The organism is Thermodesulfobacteriota bacterium, assembly GCA_040755095.1.
Classification (GTDB): Bacteria; Desulfobacterota; Desulfobulbia; order Desulfobulbales; family JBFMBH01; genus JBFMBH01.
The window spans coordinates 1-17,562 of sequence record JBFMBH010000097.1; the positions used below are offsets into that span (position 1 = coordinate 1).

Genomic DNA, 17,562 nt, shown 5'->3' on the forward strand with positions numbered 1-17,562 from the left:
CCTGCGCCTGCCCCCCCAGAACCTGGAGGCGGAACAGTGCGTCCTGGGCGCCGCCCTTCTCCAGAACGACTCTCTGCTGCGGGTCATCGAGATCCTCCAGGACGAGGATTTCTACCGCACCGCCCACCGCCGGATTTTCTCCGCCCTGATCACCCTGCTGGAGCGCAACGAGCCCCAGGACCTCATCACCCTCATCAACATTCTCAAGGAGCGCAACCAGCTCGACGAGATCGGTGGGCCGGCTGCGGTGGCAGCCCTCACCGACGGGGTGCCCTCCACCGCCAACATCCTTTATTACGCCCAGATCGTCCGCAAGAAGTCGGTGCTGCGGCGTCTCATCCAGGTCTGCTCGGACATCGCTGCCCGCTGTTACGAGGAGCAGGACGATATCGACGAGCTCCTGAACGAGGTGGAGGAGACCGTCTTCGAGATCTCCCGGGCCAAGAGCTCCCAGTCCACCTTCCCCATGAGCACCATCATCAAGGGCACCTTCAAGATGGTGGAGCGGCTCTATGAGCGCAAGGAGCTCATCACCGGTGTGGCCACCGGTTATGCCGAATTCGACAAGCGCACCGCCGGCCTCCAGCCCTCGGACCTCATCATCCTGGCCGGCCGGCCCTCCATGGGCAAGACCGCCCTGGCCATGAACATGGCGCAGCACGCCGCCATCCACCGGAAGGTGCCGGTGGTGATCTTCTCCCTGGAGATGTCCAAGGAGCAGCTGGGCATGCGGCTCTTGTGCTCGGAGAGCCGGGTGGATTCCCACCGCCTGCGCACCGGCTTCATCCAGGAGACCGACTGGCCGAAGCTCATCCGGGCGGCCGGGCGTCTTTCCGAGGCCCCGATCTTCATCGACGACACCCCGGCCATCACTGCCCTCGAGATGCGGGCCAAGGCCCGGCGCCTCAAGAGCGAGCACAACCTGGGCCTGGTGGTGGTGGACTACCTGCAGCTCATGCGGGGCCACAGCCGCACCGAGCGCCGGGAGCAGGAGATCAGCGAGATCTCCCGGGCCTTGAAGGCCATGGCCAAGGAGCTGTCGGTGCCGGTGGTGGCCCTGTCCCAGCTCAACCGCTCGGTGGAGCAGCGGCCCAACAAGCGGCCCCAGCTGTCGGATCTTCGCGAATCGGGAGCGATCGAGCAGGATGCAGACCTCATCTGCTTCATCTACCGGGATGAGGTCTACAACAAAGCGGAAGACAATCCGAACCGGGGGCTGGCTGAGGTGATCATCGGCAAGCAGCGCAACGGCCCCACCGGCACCGTGATGATGACCTTTTTGGACCGTTTCAGCACCTTCGAAAACCTGGCCCAGGGCGACCCCCGTGGTGAAGGCTTCGCGGGCGACTGAAGCGGGCGGGAAGTGTGTTGCAGCATCACCAGCCAGGAATAGCCCAAGGAGCAGCCATGACCGCAAACGAGATTCCCGACTACGACAGTGCCGCGGTGGAGGCCCGCTGGCAGGCCCGCTGGCAGGAGAGTCAGGCCTGGCGGGTGGGCCTCCTGCCCCAGCGGCCCAAGTACTATGTCCTGGAGATGTTCCCTTACCCTTCCGGGGCCATCCACATGGGGCATGTGCGCAACTACACCATCGGCGATGTCCTGGCCCGCTACAAGCGGATGCAGGGCTTCGATGTGCTCCATCCCATGGGCTGGGACGCCTTCGGCCTGCCGGCGGAGAACGCGGCCATCAAAAGAGGCATCCACCCGGCGGCCTGGACCTTCGACAACATCGCCGCCATGAAGAAGCAGCTCCAGCGCATGGGCCTGTCCTATGACTGGGACCGGGAGCTGGCCACCTGTGCGCCGGAGTACTACCGCTGGGAGCAGCGCTTCTTCATCGAGATGCTCCGCCGGGGCCTGGTCTACCAGAGGCTCACCACGGTCAACTGGTGCGAGGGCTGCCACACGGTGCTGGCCAACGAGCAGGTGGAGGGAGGAGCCTGCTGGCGCTGCCACACCGAGGTGGAGCCCCGGGAGATGGCCTGCTGGTTCTTCCGGATCACCGCCTACGTCGAGGAGCTTCTTGCCGGCCTCGACCAGCTTACCGGCTGGCCGGAGCGGGTGATCAGCCAGCAGCGCCAGTGGATCGGCAAGAGCACCGGTGCCCTGGTCCGGTTCCCGGTGGAGGGCAGCGACCAGCCCTTGGCCATCTTCACCACCCGGCCGGACACCATCTTCGGCGTCACCTTCATGAGCCTGGCGGTGGATCACCCCATGGTGGCCGAGGTGGTGGCCAGCGAGGGAGCGGATTCCGCGCTGGCCCGCTTCGTGGCCGAGACCCGCATCGCCCGCCAGCGCCAGGAGCATGAGCAGGAGCTGGACAAGGCCGGGGTCTTCACCGGCCGCTATTGCCGCAACCCGTTCACCGGCGAGCGGGTGCCGATCTGGGCCGCCAACTTCGTGCTCATGGAATACGGCACCGGCGCGGTGATGGCGGTACCGGCCCACGACCAGCGGGACTTCGAATTCGCCACCCGCTACGGCCTGCCGGTGCGGCAGGTGATCGTGCCGCCCGGCCAGGAGGTGGCCGCCAGCCGGCCGGCCCTGACCGCGGCCTACGAGGAGCCGGGGGTGCTGGTGGCCTCCGGTCCCTTCACCGGCCTGCCCTCCCAGGAGGCCAAGGGGGCGATCACCGCCCAGGCCGAGAAGGAGGGCTTCGGCCAGGCCCACGTCACCTACAAGCTCAGAGACTGGGGCCTGTCCCGGCAGCGGTACTGGGGAGCGCCCATCCCCATCATCCACTGCCAGGCCTGCGGCCCGCAGCCGGTGCCCGAGGCCGACCTGCCGGTGGTGCTGCCCACGGATTTCGTCTGGCCCGCCGACGGCCGCTCGCCGCTGCCTGCCATGGCCGAGTTCGTGCACGTCCCCTGCCCGGCCTGCGGCGGGCCGGGGCGACGGGACACCGACACCATGGACACCTTTGTGGAGTCGTCCTGGTACTTCGCCCGCTTCACCTCGGCCCGGGAGGATACCAGGCCCTTCGACCCCCAGGCAGTGGCGGCCTGGCTGCCGGTGGACCAGTACATCGGCGGCATCGAGCACGCGGTGCTCCATCTCCTCTATGCCCGGTTCTTCACCAAGGTGCTGCGGGACATGGGGTATCTGTCCGTGGATGAGCCGGCCGCAAGGCTCCTCACCCAGGGCATGGTGCTCAAGGACGGGGCCAAGATGTCCAAATCCAAGGGCAATGTCGTGGATCCGGACGCCCTGATCGAGCGCTACGGCGCGGATACGGTGCGCCTCTTCAGCCTCTTCGCCGCGCCGCCGGACAAGGATCTGGAGTGGAGCACCCAAGGGGTGGAAGGGGCTTCCCGGTTCCTGTCCCGGGTCTGGCGCCTGGTGCACGAGCAGCTGCCGGTCCTGGCAGCAGCCGGCTCGGCGCCAGCGGACCTCGATGCGGCCAGCCGGGACCTGCACCGCAAGACCCACCAGACCATGCGCAAGGTCACCGAGGACATCGAGACCCGGCTGCACTTCAACACCGCCATCGCCGCCATCATGGAGCTGACCAACGCCATCTCCGCCGCCACCGCGGCCGAGGCAGCGACAACCGTGGCGCCGGCGGTGCTGCGGGAGGCCATCGAGGCCGTGGTGACGCTGCTCTCCCCCATGGTGCCCCACCTGGCCGAGGAGCTGTGGCAGACCCTGGGCCACGACCAGCCCCTGGCCTTTGCCGCCTGGCCGGCCTTCGACCCGGCGGTGGCCCAGGAGGACCTGGTGACCGTGGTGGTGCAGGTGAACGGCAAGCTCCGCAGCCGTCTGACGGTTCCCCCCGGCACGGCCAGCGGCGAGCTGCAGGCCATGGCCCTGGCCGACGACAAGGTGCTCCGCTTTTTGGCCGGCAAGCCGGTCAGGAAGGCGATTGTGGTGCCGGACAAGCTGGTCAATCTGGTGGTGGCGGGATGATGACCCGGCTGGTCCTGGCCCTCTTCGGGGTGTGCCTGCTCGCCGCCGGCTGCGGCTACCGCCATCCGGCTGCCACCATGGCCGGCGGCCAGCACCGGGCCATCCGGCTGCCGATGTGGCAGAACCGCTCCAACGAGCTGGGGCTGGAGGCCACCTTCCAGCGCGCCCTGGCGGACTGGTTCCGCAAGGCCGGCTGGTTGGTGGTGACCGGCTCCGGCGATCCGGCGGAGCTGGAGCTGGCAGGCTCCATCGTCAAGCTCTGGCTGCCCGGCCGGGCTTACGGGGCCTTCGACCGGGCCGAGGAGCTGCGGGCCCAGGTCACCTGCGATGTGCGCCTGCTCACCGCCGACGGCCGCACCCTGTGGCACGAGCCAGCCCTGGTCATGGACGAGCCGGCCACCGTGGGCGAGGATGCCGTTGCCAGCCGGGACCACCGCAACCGGGCCCTGGCCCGCCTGGCCAGCAATCTGGCCGAGCGCCTGGGCTTCCGGGTGCTGGCCACCCGGGAGGCTGGGCCATGAGGTCCCTCCGACCCGGCACCGGAGCCGGCCGGCAGAGGCCCCGAGGGGCCCGGTGAGCACCAGCCCCATCTACCGGGCCGTCGCCCGCCAGATCGCGGCCCATCTGCCCCGGGGTGCCACCTGGCAGCATCTGGACATCGGCTCCGGCAGCGGCGAGCTGATCGGCCAGCTCCGGGAGCGCTTCGCCGTTGTCTCCCGGTGCTGCGATTACACCGCTGACCTGATGCGCCTTCCGGGCCAGACGGTCGACATCGTCGATCTCAACGCCGACCAGCACCTGCCCTATCCGGATGCGGCCTTCGATCTGGTCACTGCCACCGAGGTCATTGAGCATCTGGAGGATTTCCGGGCCATCCTCCGGGAGGCATTTCGGGTCTTGCGGCCCGGCGGGCTGTTGGTCCTCACCACCCCCAACGTGCTCAACCTCGACTCCTCTCATGGGGCCGCTGCCGGTGGGCAACCGCTCCCGGGAGTCCTGCGCCGGCCATATCAATCCGGTGTCCGTCTTCTACCTCGTCCATGCCCTGGCCGAGCTGGGCTTCACCGGCATGGCCATCACCGTGGATCGCTACCAGCGCTCCGGCCTGGGCAAGCTCATCCTCTGGTGGCTGCCCATCCGGCTGATGGCGGCCTGGATCGGCTTGCGGGAAGCCAGGAAGTACCGCACCATCGACGACTCCAACCGGGCCCTGGTGCAAAGCCTCAACGGGCTGCCCATCCTCCTGGGCCGCACCATCGTGGTGACAGCCAGGAAGGGGTGAAACCTGTGAGGCCGAGGCCGAGAACGGCCGGCCGGGGACCGCCGACAGGGAGCTGCTGGGCGTAGACCAGGCCTGGAACCCCGGAGCACGATGCCGATCGCCGACCTCATCCTGGTCCTGCATGCCGTGGTCGTGGTCCTGGTGGTGGGTGGCCAGGCCCTGTTCATGGCTGGCTACCACCGCCGCTGGCGCTGGGTGCTGCACCGCTCTCCCCGGATGGTGCACCTGGGCCTGGTCCTGTTCATCACCCTCCAGGCCTGGGCCGGCCGCTGGTGCCCGCTCACGCTGCTGGAGTACCAGTACCGGGCCGCGGCCGGCGAGCCGGTGCCCACCGAGTCCTTTCTCCAGCACTGGCTCGGCCGGCTCGTCTACTGGGACGTACCGCCACGGGTCTGCACCGCCGTCTACACCCTGTTCGGGCTGCTGGTGCTGGGCTATTTTCTGCTCCTGGAAAGACGGAACAGAGACACGTTGCGCCCGTCCGACGCCCCTTGAGAAAACGAGCAGCACCCGGGAGCGATCCATCACCGTCTGGGGCATGTCAGCTGCCCGGCCTTCCCTGCCCCGAACCTGCCCAGAAGACCAACGTGCCCCGCTCCCGCCGTCTTTCTTCCTCCCGCCAGCCACCCCGGCCGGCCGGGAGCCGGCCGCCTGCCTGGCAGCCGGTGGAGCCGCTCGCCATCCGCTACCCGGCCGAGCTGCCGATCAGCGCCCATCACGAGGAGATCGTCGCCGCCATCGCCGGCCGGCAGGTGGTGATCGTCACCGGCGCCACCGGCTCGGGCAAGACCACCCAACTGCCCAAGATGTGCCTGGCGGCCGGCCGGGGCCGACTTGGCCGCATCGGCTGCACCCAGCCGCGGCGCATCGCTGCCGTCACGGTCGCGGCCCGGGTGGCGGAAGAGCTGGCCGCCTGCGGCCCCGGCTTCGTCGGCCACAAGATCCGTTTCCAGGACCAGACCCGGCCAGGCACCCGGGTCAAGTTCGTCACCGACGGCATGCTCCTGGCCGAGACCCAGACGGATCCGGATCTTCTCGCATACGACACGATCATCGTCGACGAGGCCCACGAGCGCAGCCTCAACATCGACTTCCTGCTGGGCATCCTCCGGCGGCTTCTGCCCCGGCGGCCGGATCTCCATCTGGTCATCACCTCGGCCACCATCGATACCGAGAAGTTCCAGGCCGCCTTCGCCGGGGCACCGGTCATCGAGGTCTCGGGCCGGACCTATCCGGTGGAGGTCCGTTACCGGCCCTTGAGCGCGGAGGATGAGGAGGCCGGCGAGGTCACCCATGTGGACGGGGCGGTGGCGGCGGTGCGGGAGATCCGGAGCCGGGATCGTGCCGGCGATATCCTGGTGTTCATGCCCACCGAGCGGGACATCCAGGAGACGGTGGCCACCCTGGAGGGAGAGCGCCTGGCCGGGGCCACGGTGCTGCCCATGTTCGGCCGGCTGTCCGCCGCCGGCCAGGCGCGGATCTTCCAGCCTGGCCCGGGCCAGCGGATCGTGGTGGCGACCAACGTTGCCGAAACCTCGGTCACCGTGCCGGGCATCCGCTACGTGGTGGACACCGGCCTGGCCCGCCTTTCGGTCTACAACCCCCGGGCCCGCACCCACGGCCTGCCGATCCTGCCGATCTCCCGCTCGTCGGCGGACCAGCGCCTGGGCCGGTGCGGCCGCCTGGGGCCAGGCATCTGCATCCGGCTGTACAGCGAGGCGGATTACACCGACCGGCCGCGCTTCACGCCGCCGGAGATCCTGCGGGCCAACCTGGCCGAGGTCATTTTGCGCCTCCTCGCCCTGGATCTGGGGGATCCGGAGGCCTTCCCCTTCATCGACCGGCCCTCCTCCCGGGCGATCCGGGATGGCCTCGCCCTGTTGCGGGAGCTGGGGGCCATCGACGACGCCAAAAAGCTCACCCCCCGGGGCCGACTCATGGCCCGCCTGCCCCTGGATCCCACGGTGAGCCGCATGATCATCGAGGCCCGGGAGCGGAACGCCCTCGCCGAGGTGACGGTGATCGCCGCCGGCCTGTCGGTGCAGGATCCCCGGGAACGGCCGGCGGACCGCGAGGCAGAGGCCGAGGCGGCCCACAAGGCCTTTGCCGATCCGACCTCCGACTTCCTCACCCTGCTTGGCATCTGGCGCCAGGCCATGGCGGTCTGGGACCAGGTGAAGAGCCAGGGCCGCTTCCGCAAGTACTGCCGGGCCAACTTCCTGTCCTTCAACCGGCTGCGGGAGTGGCGGGAGGTCCACGACCAGATCCGGGAGGTGCTGGCCGAGGAGGAGGGCTTTGTCGCCAACGAGCTGCCCGCCGCGGCAGACAGCATCCACCAGGCCCTCCTGGCTGGTCTGTTGCGCAACATCGCGGTGAAGAAGGAGCGTAACCTTTACACCGCCGCCCACGGCCGGCCGGCGATGATCCATCCTGGCAGCGTGCTGTTCAACCGCGCCCCGGCCTGGATCGTCGCGGCCGAGCTGGTGGAGACCACCCGGCTCTATGCCCGCACCGTGACCGCCATCCGGCCGGAATGGCTGGAGCCCCTGGCCGGCGATCTGTGCCGGTACACCCACAGCGAGCCCCGCTGGGAGAAGAGCCGGGGTCAGGTGACGGCGTGCGAGCGGGTGACCCTGTTCGGGCTCACGGTGGAGGCCGGCCGGCGCATCGACTTCGCCCGCATCGACCGGGAGGCGGCTCGCGCCATCTTCATCCGGGAAGGGCTCATGGCCGGCGAGCTGCGGGGCCGCTACGCCTTCCTGGCCCACAACCAGGCCCTGATCCAGGCCGTGGAGCTTCTCGAGGACCGCTTCCGGCGGCGGGATCTCAGGGTGGATGACGAGACGATCTTCGCCTTCTACCAGACCCGGCTGCCGGCGGGCATCGCCAGCCAAAGTGGTCTCGACCGGCTCATCCGGCGCCGGGGGGGCGACGACTCTCTGCGCCTGACCGAGGCCGATCTCCTGAGGCAGCAACCGTCCGCCGAGGACCGGCACCGCTTTCCCGAAGAGCTTGCGATGGCCGGCACCGTCCTGCCCCTAAGCTACCGCTTCCAGCATGGAGCCGAGGACGATGGCGTCACGGTCATGCTGCCCGCCGATCTGGTGCGCGCGCTGCCGGCCGAGGCCTTCGAGTGGACGGTGCCGGGCCTTCTGGAGGAGAAGGTGGTGGCCCTTCTCCGGGGCCTGCCGAAGTCCATCCGCAAAGAGCTGGTGCCGATCCCCCAGACCGCCTCCCGGCTGTGCCAGGGCCTCGACCCGACAGAGGGCTCTCTTTTCGCCGCGCTGGAGCGGCGGATCCTGCAGCTCTTCGGCCTGCGCATCCCCCGCCAGGCCTGGGCCGGGGCCGCCATCCCCGACCATCTGCGGCTGCGGCTGGCGGTGGTGGATGACCAGGGCCGCACGGTGCGGGCCAGTCGCCAGTGGTCGGACCTGGTGCAGGAGCCCCTGCCGGCGGTGGGGGACCGCCGCCTTACGACCCTGCGCCAGCGCTGGCAGCGCACCGGCATCGGCCTTGCCCCCTTCCCGGAGCTGCCGGAGCGGCTGCCCCTCACCGAGGCCGGCCCCGGGCCGGCGGGCTTCGCCTACCCGGGCCTGGCGGTCAGCCCGGACGGCAGCCTGGGGATCCAGCTCTTCGCCACGGCCGAGGAGCGGGCGCAGCTCGGCCGGGCCGGCCTGGTGGCCTGGGCCAGCCTGGCCTTTGCCAGTGAGCTGCGGCTCCTCAAAAAGGACTGGCGTCTCCCCCGCAACCAGTGGCTGCTCTATGAAGGCTTTGGCGACGAGACCGGCTTCCACCAGGATCTGATGTCCTTCATCCTCACCGAGCTGTTCCAGGCCGCCAGCGGCGTGATGCCGGAGAAGGCGGCCTGGGAGACCCTGAAGGCAGGGCTTGCCGGCGGCGAGTTGGCCCGGCAGGGCCGCCGGATCCGGGAGGGGGTGCTGGCGGTGCTGGGGGAGCGCCGGGCGACCATCGTGGTCATCGGCCGCTTCGAGGGCCTGGCCGGCCGCAGCCCGGCTGATGCCGCCCGCTTCGCCCACTACCGCCAGGAGGTAGCCCGGATCGTGCCCCGGGATTTTTTGACCACCATGACCTTCGCTGATCTGGCCGACCTGCCGCGCTATCTCAAGGCCCTGGCGGTGCGGGTGGAGCGGGCCCACGCCGCGCCGGCCCGGGACAGCGACAAGGCGCGGCAGCTGGAGCGGCACCTGGAGCGGCTGACCGGCATCCGGCCGGAGGCCCTGACCGCCGAGCAGCGGAGCCGCCTGGTGGAATACCGGCAGCTTCTGGCCGAATTCCAGGTCTCCCTCTTCGCCCCGGAGCTGGGCACCCGCCTGCCGGTATCCGCCAAACGGCTGGACGAGAAATGGCAGGAGCTGGGCCTGGGTGGCGCCGGGCGCTGAGATCACCCCGCGCCACGCCTTGGGCAGGGCGCTCGGCGCCGGCGGCTGATTGACTCGGCCAGGCGGCGAGAGTATGTTTGCGGTATGAAAATCAAGACTTCTATCACCCTGTCTGACGATGTTCTGGCGGCGATCGATCAGTGGTCGGGGGATTTCAAAAACCGCTCCGCCTTTATTGAAACGGCCGTCCGTGCCTATGTGGCGCAACTCCTTCGCCTGGAGCGGGAGAGGAGAGATCTTGCCATCCTCAACCGGGAGGCGGACCGGCTGAATCAGGAAGCGGCTGAGGTGCTGGACTACCAGGTCATGCCGTGAAGAGAGGCGAGCTTTATCGGGTGGCCAGTCCCCTGGCGCGGGACCCGCGGAAGCAGCGGGTGTTTGTCGTGGTCAGCCGCCAGGTGCTTATCGAATCACGCTTCTCGACAGTCATCTGCGCTCCCGTCTATTCGGCTCACCATGGCCTATCCACACAGGTGCCCGTCGGCATCGATGAAGGCCTCAAGCACGACAGCAGCATTCACTGTGATGAGCTGGTCAGCCTGCCCAAATCGGTCTTGACCAACTACGTGGGCGTCCTGCCAGCGGCAAAGATGGACGCGCTTGATGAGGCGTTGCATATCGCGTTGGACCTGGTGGGCATGCAGTAGACTTGGGCTGGACGGCAATTGTTCCCCCCGTGCCTCCTCTCCGCAGGGAAAAGAGGTGGCGTTACGCGGCTACACGCCCCACATACAGCCCAGAAGCACACCATGTCGGAGCCAGCCCGGAGAAGAACCGTCTACGCCGATCTCAACGACCTCCCCGAGGGCGTGACCGGAGAGATCATCGACGGCGAGCTGGTGGCCACTCCACGGCCGTCAGGCCGGCAGGTGGGTGGTGCTCGGTACCTATGCCGAGAATGACCAGGTGCAGGTGGAGCCGTTTGCGGCCATCCCCATGGACCTGGGCCTCCTGTGGCTGGAGGAGGACGGCTGATGCGACCGGGGGCAAAATGCCTTTTCACTGTGCCGTCCGGATGGTGTATGATACGTCTCCTTTGTGCGAGCGGCCCGGAGGGGGCCGCGATGCGCTTCTCTTCGGACCGGGCGCGCCATACCCATGCTGGACTTGCTGAGAGCCCTTCGCTGGCAGGACGGGGTCGACATTCTGGTCGTCTCCTATCTCATCTACCGCATCATCCTCATGATCCGGGGCACGCGGGCGGTGCAGATGCTGGCGGGCCTGGCCATCCTGCTCGTGGTCTACTTCCTGGCCCGGGAGTTCGAGCTCTTCACCCTGTACTGGCTCCTGGGCACCTTTCTAAGCTCCATCTTCCTCGTCATCATCATCATCTTCCAGCGGGACATCCGCCGGGCCCTGACCCAGGTCGGCCAGACGCCGCCCATCTTCAAGTCCAAGGAAGCGGCCATCTATGTCCTGGACGAGGTGATCGTCACTGCCCAGTTCCTGTCCAAGCGCAAGATCGGCGCCCTCATCATCCTGGAGCGGGAGACCGGCCTTAAGGACTACCTGGAGAGCGGCCATCCCATCGACGCCCGGCTCTCCAAGGAGCTCCTGGTCACCCTCTTCCAGCCATCCTCGCTGCTCCACGACGGCGGGGTGGTGATCCGCAAGGACCGCATCGTCACCGCCGGCTGTCTGTTGCCCCTCAGCAAGAACCCCTATATCAGCAAGGAGCTGGGCACCCGCCACCGGGCGGCCATCGGCCTGTCCGAAGAGACGGATGCGGTGATCATCGTCGTTTCCGAGGAGACCCAGCGCATCTCCCTGGTCCGCCACGGCGCCATCACCACCAACATGGACGTGGCCACCCTGCGCTCCGAGCTGGAGAAGATCTTCGTGCCGGAAGAGTACAAGACCCCCCTATGGCGAAACTGGTTCGCGAAATCCTGAGCACTCCGTTGCCGGAGATCAACTGGCCCAAGGACTGGCACCTGCGGCTGCTGTCATTCCTTTTTGCCATGTTCCTGTGGTACTTCGTGGTGGGTGAGGACAAGGTGGACACCACGGTCATCGTGCCGGTGGAGATCCTGAACCTGCCCCAGGGCCTGGTCATCGCCAACCCCTTCAAGAAGCAGCTGGAGGTGACGGTGAACGGCCCCCGCAGCGTCATCCGCGCCCTGGGCGACCAGAACCTCACCCGGGCGGTGGACCTGACCCGGGCGACCCCGGGTCCGGTCGTCATCCAGAACCAGACCGCGGACATCCGTTTCCCCCGGGGGGTGACGGTGCAGCGCATCCAGCCCAGCCATATCAACCTGCTGCTGGACACCCTGATCCGCAAGGAGCTGCCCATCCGGCCCCTGGCAGACGGCCAGCCCGCCGAGGGCTTTGTCGTCCATTCGGTGACCGTGGAGCCGGCCAAGCTGGACATCTCCGGGCCCAAGAGCTTCCTGTCGCCCCTGGACTACCTGACCACCGACCCCATCGACGTCCGCGGCCTGTCCGCCTCCACCACCCGCCTGGTGCATCTGGCGCTCAACCCCTCCCTGTCCGAGCTCATTGGCGATACGGTGGTAACCGCCCAGATCGCCATCCTGGAAAAGACCGAGGAGCGGCTGGTGCGGGGGGTGCCGGTGCGGATCACCGGCAACGGCCCGTCCTCCGTGGTTCTGAAGCCGGAGCGGGTGGATATCCGGGCCGAGCTGCCTTTGAGCGTCATCAAAGGCAAAAAGGATCTCAAGTCGATGTTCTCCGCCGCCGTGGCCGTGGACGGGCTGACACCCGGCAGCCAGCAGCGCCGGGTGGACGCGGTCGGTCCGGAGCGGACCCGCATCCTCGCCATCGAGCCCCCCGAGGTGACCGTGGAGCTGCCGCCGTCCTCCCTGCCGGCCCCCGGTCTGTCTCCCCAGTAGTCCCGCTGCCCTGGCAGCTTCCCAGGGCACTTTCCCCATCCCATGAAGGATCAAGCCATGCGCAAGCTCTTTGGAACCGACGGCGTGCGGGGGGTGGCCAACACCTACCCCATGACCACGGAAATCGCCATGCAGATCGGCCGCGGCATCGCCTTCCTGGTCAAGGACCGCCATCGCCGCACCCAGATCGTCATCGGCAAGGATACGCGGCTGTCCGGCTACATGATCGAGAACGCCCTGGCGGCCGGCATCTGCTCCATGGGGGTGGATGTCCTGCTGGTGGGCCCCCTGCCCACCCCGGGCATCGCCTTCATCACCACCTCCATGCGCGCCGATGCCGGGGTGGTGATCTCCGCCTCCCACAACCCCTTCCAGGACAATGGCATCAAGATCTTTTTCGGCGACGGCTTCAAGCTGCCGGACGAGATGGAGGCCAACATCGAGGACCTCATCTTCTCCCAGAAGATCACCACCCTCCGGCCGGTGGCCGAGGAGATCGGCAAGGCGAAGCGGATCGAAGACGCCCGGGGCCGGTACACGGTCTTCCTCAAGAACACCTTTCCCAAGAAGTACACCCTGGACGGCCTGCACATCGTCCTCGACTGCGCCCATGGCGCCACCTATGTGGTGGCACCGGCGGTCTTCGAGGAGCTGGGGGCCAAGGTCACCGCCCTGGGGGTGCATCCAGACGGCAAGAACATCAATGACGGCTGTGGCGCCCTCCATCCCGACAAGATGGCGGCCCAGGTCAAAAGCCTGGGCGCCGACCTCGGCATCGCTTTGGATGGCGACGGCGACCGGGTCATCATCGCCGACGAGCAGGGCTCCATCGTGGACGGCGACCAGATCATGGCGGTGTGTGCCGCTGATCTCATGGCCAAGAAGAAGCTCCGCAAGAAGACCCTGGTGGCCACGGTGATGAGCAACATGGGCCTGGAGAAGGCCATGGCCACCCTGGGCGGCCAGCTGGTGCGCACCCGGGTGGGGGACCGCTACGTGGTGGAGGAGATGCGCCAGAAGGGCTACAACTTCGGCGGCGAGCAGTCCGGCCACCTCATCTTCCTGGACCACAACACCACCGGTGACGGGATTCTGGCCGCCTTGCAGCTCCTGGCGGTGATGAAAAAGCAGGGCCGTCCCCTGTCGGAGCTGACCAGGATCATGGAGCGCTATCCCCAGGTGCTGAAGAATGTCAAGACGAGCCGCCGCCTGGAGCCGGCCCAGATCCCGGGCTTTCCGGAGCAGCTGGACGTTTTCACCGCCCAGCTCGGCGACCGCGGCCGCATCCTGGTGCGCAACTCCGGCACCGAGCCGGTGCTGCGGGTGATGGTGGAAGGGGAAAGGGCCGACGAGATCGAGGCCATGGCGGACGAGCTGTGCAGCCTGGTCAAGAAGGCGGACCTGGCCTGACCATGCTCCTGGCGGTGGATGCCGGCAACAGCCACACCGTGCTGGGCCTCTTTGCCGGTCCGGACCTGGCTCGTCACTGGCGGCTGGCCAGCGAGCCCCGCCAGACCGGCGACGAGCTGGCGGTGACCCTGGCCGGCCTGCTGTCCCTGGCCGGGCTTGCGGCCTCCGACCTGGACGGGATGGTGGTGGCCTCGGTGGTGCCGGCCCTGGAGAAGGGCTGGCGGCAGGTGGCCCGGACACTCCTGGGCCAGGAGGCCCTGGTGGTGGGGGATCCGGACTGCAGGCTGGGGATGCCCATCCGGCTGGCCCGGCCCGGGCAGGTCGGTCCGGACCGCCTGGTCAATGCGCTGGCTGCCTACCACCGCTGCCGGCAGGCGGTGGTGGTGGTGGATTTCGGCACCGCCACCACCTTCGACTGCGTGGCCGCCGACGGCGCCTTTCTGGGCGGGGCCATCGTGCCCGGGGTGGGCCTTGGTCTCGCCGCCCTGGCCGAGAAGACCGCCCGGCTGCCCCGGGTGGATCTGGAGGAGCCGCCGGCTGCTGCCATCGGCACCGACCCCGGGGCGGCCATCCGCTCCGGGGTGGTTTTCGGCTACGCCAGCCTGGTGGATGGCCTGGTGGCGCGCCTGGCCGGCGAGATGGCACCGCCGGCGCCCAGGGTGCTGGCCACCGGCGGCTGGGCCGCAACCATCGCCCCCCATGCCGCCTGCATCGAGGCGGTCTACCCCCATCTCACCCTGGAAGGCCTGGCCCGCATCCATGCGACCGCGTCCCGTCGGTGAGCCCCTGCGGCGGGCACCGCGCCTTTCGCCCGGCGACACCGTCGGCATCGTCGCGCCGGCCGGGCCCCTGGCCGCCCGGCAGGAGCTGACCGCCGGCCTCGAGCTGCTGGCCCGCCACGGCTACCGGGTCCAGCTGGCGCCGGGCCTGTTGGCTGCCGGCGGCTACCTGGCCGGCACCGACCAGGAGCGGGCCGCCGGCTTCATGGCCCTGGCCACCGATCCGGCGGTGCGGGCCGTGGTCGCCCTCCGGGGGGGCTACGGCTGCCTGCGCCTGCTGCCCCTTCTGCCCTTCCGGACCCTGGCCCGGCAGCCCAAGATCTACGTGGGGTTTTCCGACCTCACCGTGCTCCTGACGGCCATCCTGGCCCGCACCCGCCTCGTCACCTTCCACGGGCCGATGGCCACCGGCCTGCCCCGGCTGGGGCCTGACGATCTGGCGGCCTGGCTCGCCACCCTCGCCAGCCCCCTGCCCCCGGTCCTGACCGCCGACAGCCTGCGCATCCTCGTCCCGGGCCACGCCCAGGGCCGGCTTCTGGGCGGCAATCTCACCAACCTGGTCCACCTCGTGGGCACGCCCTGGGAGCTGTCCTTCCGCGGCGCCATCCTGTTCCTGGAAGACGTCCACGAGGCCACCTACCGGGTGGACCGCCTGCTCACCCATCTGGCCGCCAGCGGCCGCCTGCAGGGCCTGGCCGGCCTCATCCTCGGGGAGTTCGTCTCCTGCGGCGAGATGGCCAAAATCGAGGCGCGGGCCTGCGAGCTGGTGGCCGGGATGGGCATCCCGGTCTGGTCCGGGCTGCCGGTGGGGCACGGCGGAAAGAACCGCATCCTGCCCCTGGGGGTGCGGGTGGAGATGGATGCCGCCGCCGGGGCCCTACGCTTCCTGGAGCCCTGCCTGGTCTGAGGCGGCAGGCGCTGTCTCTTCCCCGAGCAGCCGGGCCACCGCCTGGCGCACCTCGTCGGCCAAGAGCTGTTTGTCCGCCGGCTTCCGATCCCTGGTGGGAATCGGCCTGCCGATCCGGATGGCGATGGATCCGGGGTTGACCAGGAGCTTGCCCTTGGGCAGGATCTGATAGGTGCCGGCCACGGCCACCGGCACCACCGGCACCCCGGCCTTGAGCGCCAGCACCATGACCCCGGCCTTGAAGGGCTGCAGCCGGCCGTCCCGGGAGCGGGTGCCTTCGGGAAAGATGATCACCGACACGCCGCTGGCGATGCGGCCTGCGGCCTCTGCCAGGCTGACCAGGGCGGCCCGGCCGTGCGCCCGGTCCACCGGGATGTAGCCTGCGGCCCGCATGCCCCGGCCGAAGACGGGGATGGCGAAGAGCTCCTTCTTGGCCAGCCAGCGGAAGGAATGCCCCAGAAAGCCTTGCAGGGCAAAGATGTCGAACTGGCTCCGGTGGTTGGCGGCGAAGATGTACGGCTGACCGGGCACCAGGTCCTCGCCGCCCTGCACCTCCACGGTGACACCGGCCAGGCGGACGATGGTCCGGGCCCACCAGATAGCCAGGCGGTGGGCGGCCTCGGGAGGCCGCCGGAGCACCACCACCACCAGAATGGCCATGATGCTGGTGAGAAAGGTCAGAAACGGGATACCGGCGAGGGTCACCACGGCGCGGGGCAGATGGCGGATGGGCATGGGAACGGATCCTGAAAGACCACGGGGGAGGCGGGCATGGGCCGGCGCCTGGTGATCGGGGACATCCACGGCTGCCGGGACACCCTGGCCCAGCTCCTGGCTCAGCTGGGGCCCCCGGCTGCCGGCGACACCTTCGTCTTCCTGGGGGATTACCTGGACCGCGGCCCGGACCCCCGGGGCGTCGTGGACACCATACTCGCTCTCCGCCGGAAATTCCAGGTGATCGCCCTCATGGGCAACCACGAGCGGATGCTCTTGGACTATCTGGCCGGCTCGCCCCCCGGGGGCATGTCGTTGTACGACTACTTTGGCCTGGGCGGCCTGGCCACCCTCGAAAGCTACGGGGTGGCCAACCCCTTTGCGCGGGAGCGGCCGAAGCTGCCCGCCAGCCACCAGGCCTTCCTCCAGGACCTGCTGCCCTACTGGGAGGACGACCAGCACATCTATGTCCACGCCGGCCTCCGGCCCGGGCTTCCCCTCCACCGCCAGCCCGCCAGTGTCCGCCTGTGGATCCGGGACGAGTTTCTCGACAGCCGCCACGATTTTGGCAAGAGGGTGGTCTTCGGCCACACCCCCTTCCCCGAGCCCCTGGTCCAGGCCAACAAGATCGGCCTCGACACCGGCGCGGTCTACGGCGGCCATCTCACCTGCCTGGTGCTGCCGGAGATGACCTTCGTCCAGGTCAAAGGCCCGGCACCGGCCCCGGATGCCTCCCTGGTCGGACTCATTCTGTGAGCCCCCGGGCATCCTGGTGAGGAGACCAGCCGGCGGCAGCGACCATCGCCCGAGGTGGCCTCTTCGGTGGTGTCGGCGATTCTGCCAGCAGGCGTGTGATCCAGGAAGGCTCAGTCTGGCCAGACCAACTCGTAGCTGACGCTGCGTCCTTCACCGGGATTCCTGATCAACATCCCTTTGTTCAGGAGGTCGCTGATCTCCCGATAACTGGTCGCTCGGCTGGCCCTGGTCATGCTGGCGTATTTCCGGGTGGTCAGTCCACCGGCAAACCCGCCGCGTCCGGCATCGAGCAGCCGGTTGATCGTACCTGATCACAGGGGGGGACGCCCGAGCCAGCTCGGGGCCTGGGGTGGCGGAGTCGCGGTTACTGCTTGAGCCAGGAGAGGTCCGGAGGTTGGCCTTTGGCGGCGGCGATGGCGTCGTCGACGATGGGGAAGGTGGGCTGGCCGCGGAGGCGGCAGGTCTGGCGCACGGTGAGAATCCGTTCGACCCAGCGGCAGCCCTTTTCGCTGTAGGTGCCGAGGGATCGCTTCCGCCAGAGGACGGCGAA

Annotated in this window: 16 protein-coding genes and 1 pseudogene; 15 read left to right on the top strand and 2 right to left on the bottom strand. The window is 68.8% G+C overall.

The annotated features are described in order from the left end of the window. Window position 1 precedes the first annotated feature (1 nt). The 14 genes and pseudogenes from dnaB (at window position 2) to AB1634_13770 (ending at window position 15,542) form a co-directional block, all read left to right on the top strand. A complete protein-coding gene (gene dnaB, locus AB1634_13705; GenBank protein MEW6220571.1) occupies window positions 2–1,351 on the top strand; it encodes a replicative DNA helicase in 1,350 nt (449 codons plus the stop codon). A gap of 56 nt (window positions 1,352–1,407) precedes the next feature. Beyond that, complete coding sequence (leuS, locus tag AB1634_13710) at window positions 1,408–3,909, top strand: leucine--tRNA ligase (GenBank protein MEW6220572.1); 2,502 nt, start codon at window positions 1,408–1,410, stop codon at window positions 3,907–3,909. After that, entirely contained in the window at window positions 3,906–4,430 is a 525-nt protein-coding gene (gene lptE / locus AB1634_13715) for an LPS assembly lipoprotein LptE (protein MEW6220573.1), read from the top strand. Before leuS ends, lptE begins: the two co-directional genes overlap by 4 nt. Then, window positions 4,321–4,788 (top strand): annotated as a pseudogene (locus tag AB1634_13720) (class I SAM-dependent methyltransferase). Before lptE ends, AB1634_13720 begins: the two are co-directional and overlap by 110 nt. Window positions 4,789–4,867: 79 nt before the next feature. Then, complete coding sequence (locus tag AB1634_13725; protein ID MEW6220574.1) at window positions 4,868–5,191, top strand: hypothetical protein; 324 nt, start codon at window positions 4,868–4,870, stop codon at window positions 5,189–5,191. Window positions 5,192–5,281: 90 nt separating this feature from the next. Then, window positions 5,282–5,686, top strand: coding sequence for a DUF2784 domain-containing protein (locus AB1634_13730; protein MEW6220575.1), 405 nt, complete (start codon window positions 5,282–5,284; stop codon window positions 5,684–5,686). Window positions 5,687–5,778: 92 nt separating this feature from the next. Further along, window positions 5,779–9,591, top strand: coding sequence for an ATP-dependent RNA helicase HrpA (hrpA, locus tag AB1634_13735; protein MEW6220576.1), 3,813 nt, complete (start codon window positions 5,779–5,781; stop codon window positions 9,589–9,591). 84 nt (window positions 9,592–9,675) lie between these two features. Beyond that, a complete protein-coding gene (locus AB1634_13740; protein MEW6220577.1) occupies window positions 9,676–9,906 on the top strand; it encodes a ribbon-helix-helix domain-containing protein in 231 nt (76 codons plus the stop codon). Further along, window positions 9,903–10,238, top strand: a complete 336-nt coding sequence (locus AB1634_13745; GenBank protein MEW6220578.1) for a type II toxin-antitoxin system PemK/MazF family toxin — start codon at window positions 9,903–9,905, stop codon at window positions 10,236–10,238. Before AB1634_13740 ends, AB1634_13745 begins: the two co-directional genes overlap by 4 nt. 451 nt (window positions 10,239–10,689) lie before the next feature. After that, complete coding sequence (cdaA, locus tag AB1634_13750) at window positions 10,690–11,484, top strand: diadenylate cyclase CdaA (GenBank protein ID MEW6220579.1); 795 nt, start codon at window positions 10,690–10,692, stop codon at window positions 11,482–11,484. Further along, window positions 11,457–12,446 (top strand): CdaR family protein, encoded by a 990-nt coding sequence (locus tag AB1634_13755; GenBank protein ID MEW6220580.1) that lies wholly within the window; start codon window positions 11,457–11,459, stop codon window positions 12,444–12,446. Before cdaA ends, AB1634_13755 begins: the two co-directional genes overlap by 28 nt. A gap of 57 nt (window positions 12,447–12,503) precedes the next feature. After that, the gene (gene glmM / locus AB1634_13760; GenBank protein MEW6220581.1) at window positions 12,504–13,856 is read left to right on the top strand and encodes a phosphoglucosamine mutase; all 1,353 of its coding nucleotides are present in this window, start codon (window positions 12,504–12,506) and stop codon (window positions 13,854–13,856) included. 2 nt (window positions 13,857–13,858) lie between these two features. After that, window positions 13,859–14,638 (top strand): type III pantothenate kinase, encoded by a 780-nt coding sequence (locus AB1634_13765; GenBank protein ID MEW6220582.1) that lies wholly within the window; start codon window positions 13,859–13,861, stop codon window positions 14,636–14,638. Beyond that, on the top strand, window positions 14,616–15,542 hold the full coding sequence (locus AB1634_13770; GenBank protein ID MEW6220583.1) for an LD-carboxypeptidase: 927 nt from the start codon (window positions 14,616–14,618) through the stop codon (window positions 15,540–15,542). The genes AB1634_13765 and AB1634_13770 overlap by 23 nt, the downstream gene beginning before the upstream one ends. Here AB1634_13770 and AB1634_13775 read toward each other — a convergent pair. Further along, window positions 15,513–16,277 carry a lysophospholipid acyltransferase family protein gene (locus tag AB1634_13775; protein ID MEW6220584.1) on the bottom strand — a complete coding sequence of 255 codons (765 nt, stop codon included), beginning with the start codon at window positions 16,275–16,277 and terminating at the stop codon, window positions 15,513–15,515. The genes AB1634_13770 and AB1634_13775 overlap by 30 nt on opposite strands. Before the next feature lie 36 nt (window positions 16,278–16,313). On the opposite strand from AB1634_13775, the gene AB1634_13780 reads away from it, so the two are divergent. Beyond that, window positions 16,314–17,012 (top strand): metallophosphoesterase, encoded by a 699-nt coding sequence (locus AB1634_13780; protein MEW6220585.1) that lies wholly within the window; start codon window positions 16,314–16,316, stop codon window positions 17,010–17,012. Between the two features lie 364 nt (window positions 17,013–17,376). Here the strand turns inward: AB1634_13780 and AB1634_13785 are convergent. Continuing rightward, window positions 17,377–17,562 (bottom strand): IS66 family transposase (locus AB1634_13785; protein ID MEW6220586.1); only part of this gene is annotated, 186 nt, incomplete at its 5' end.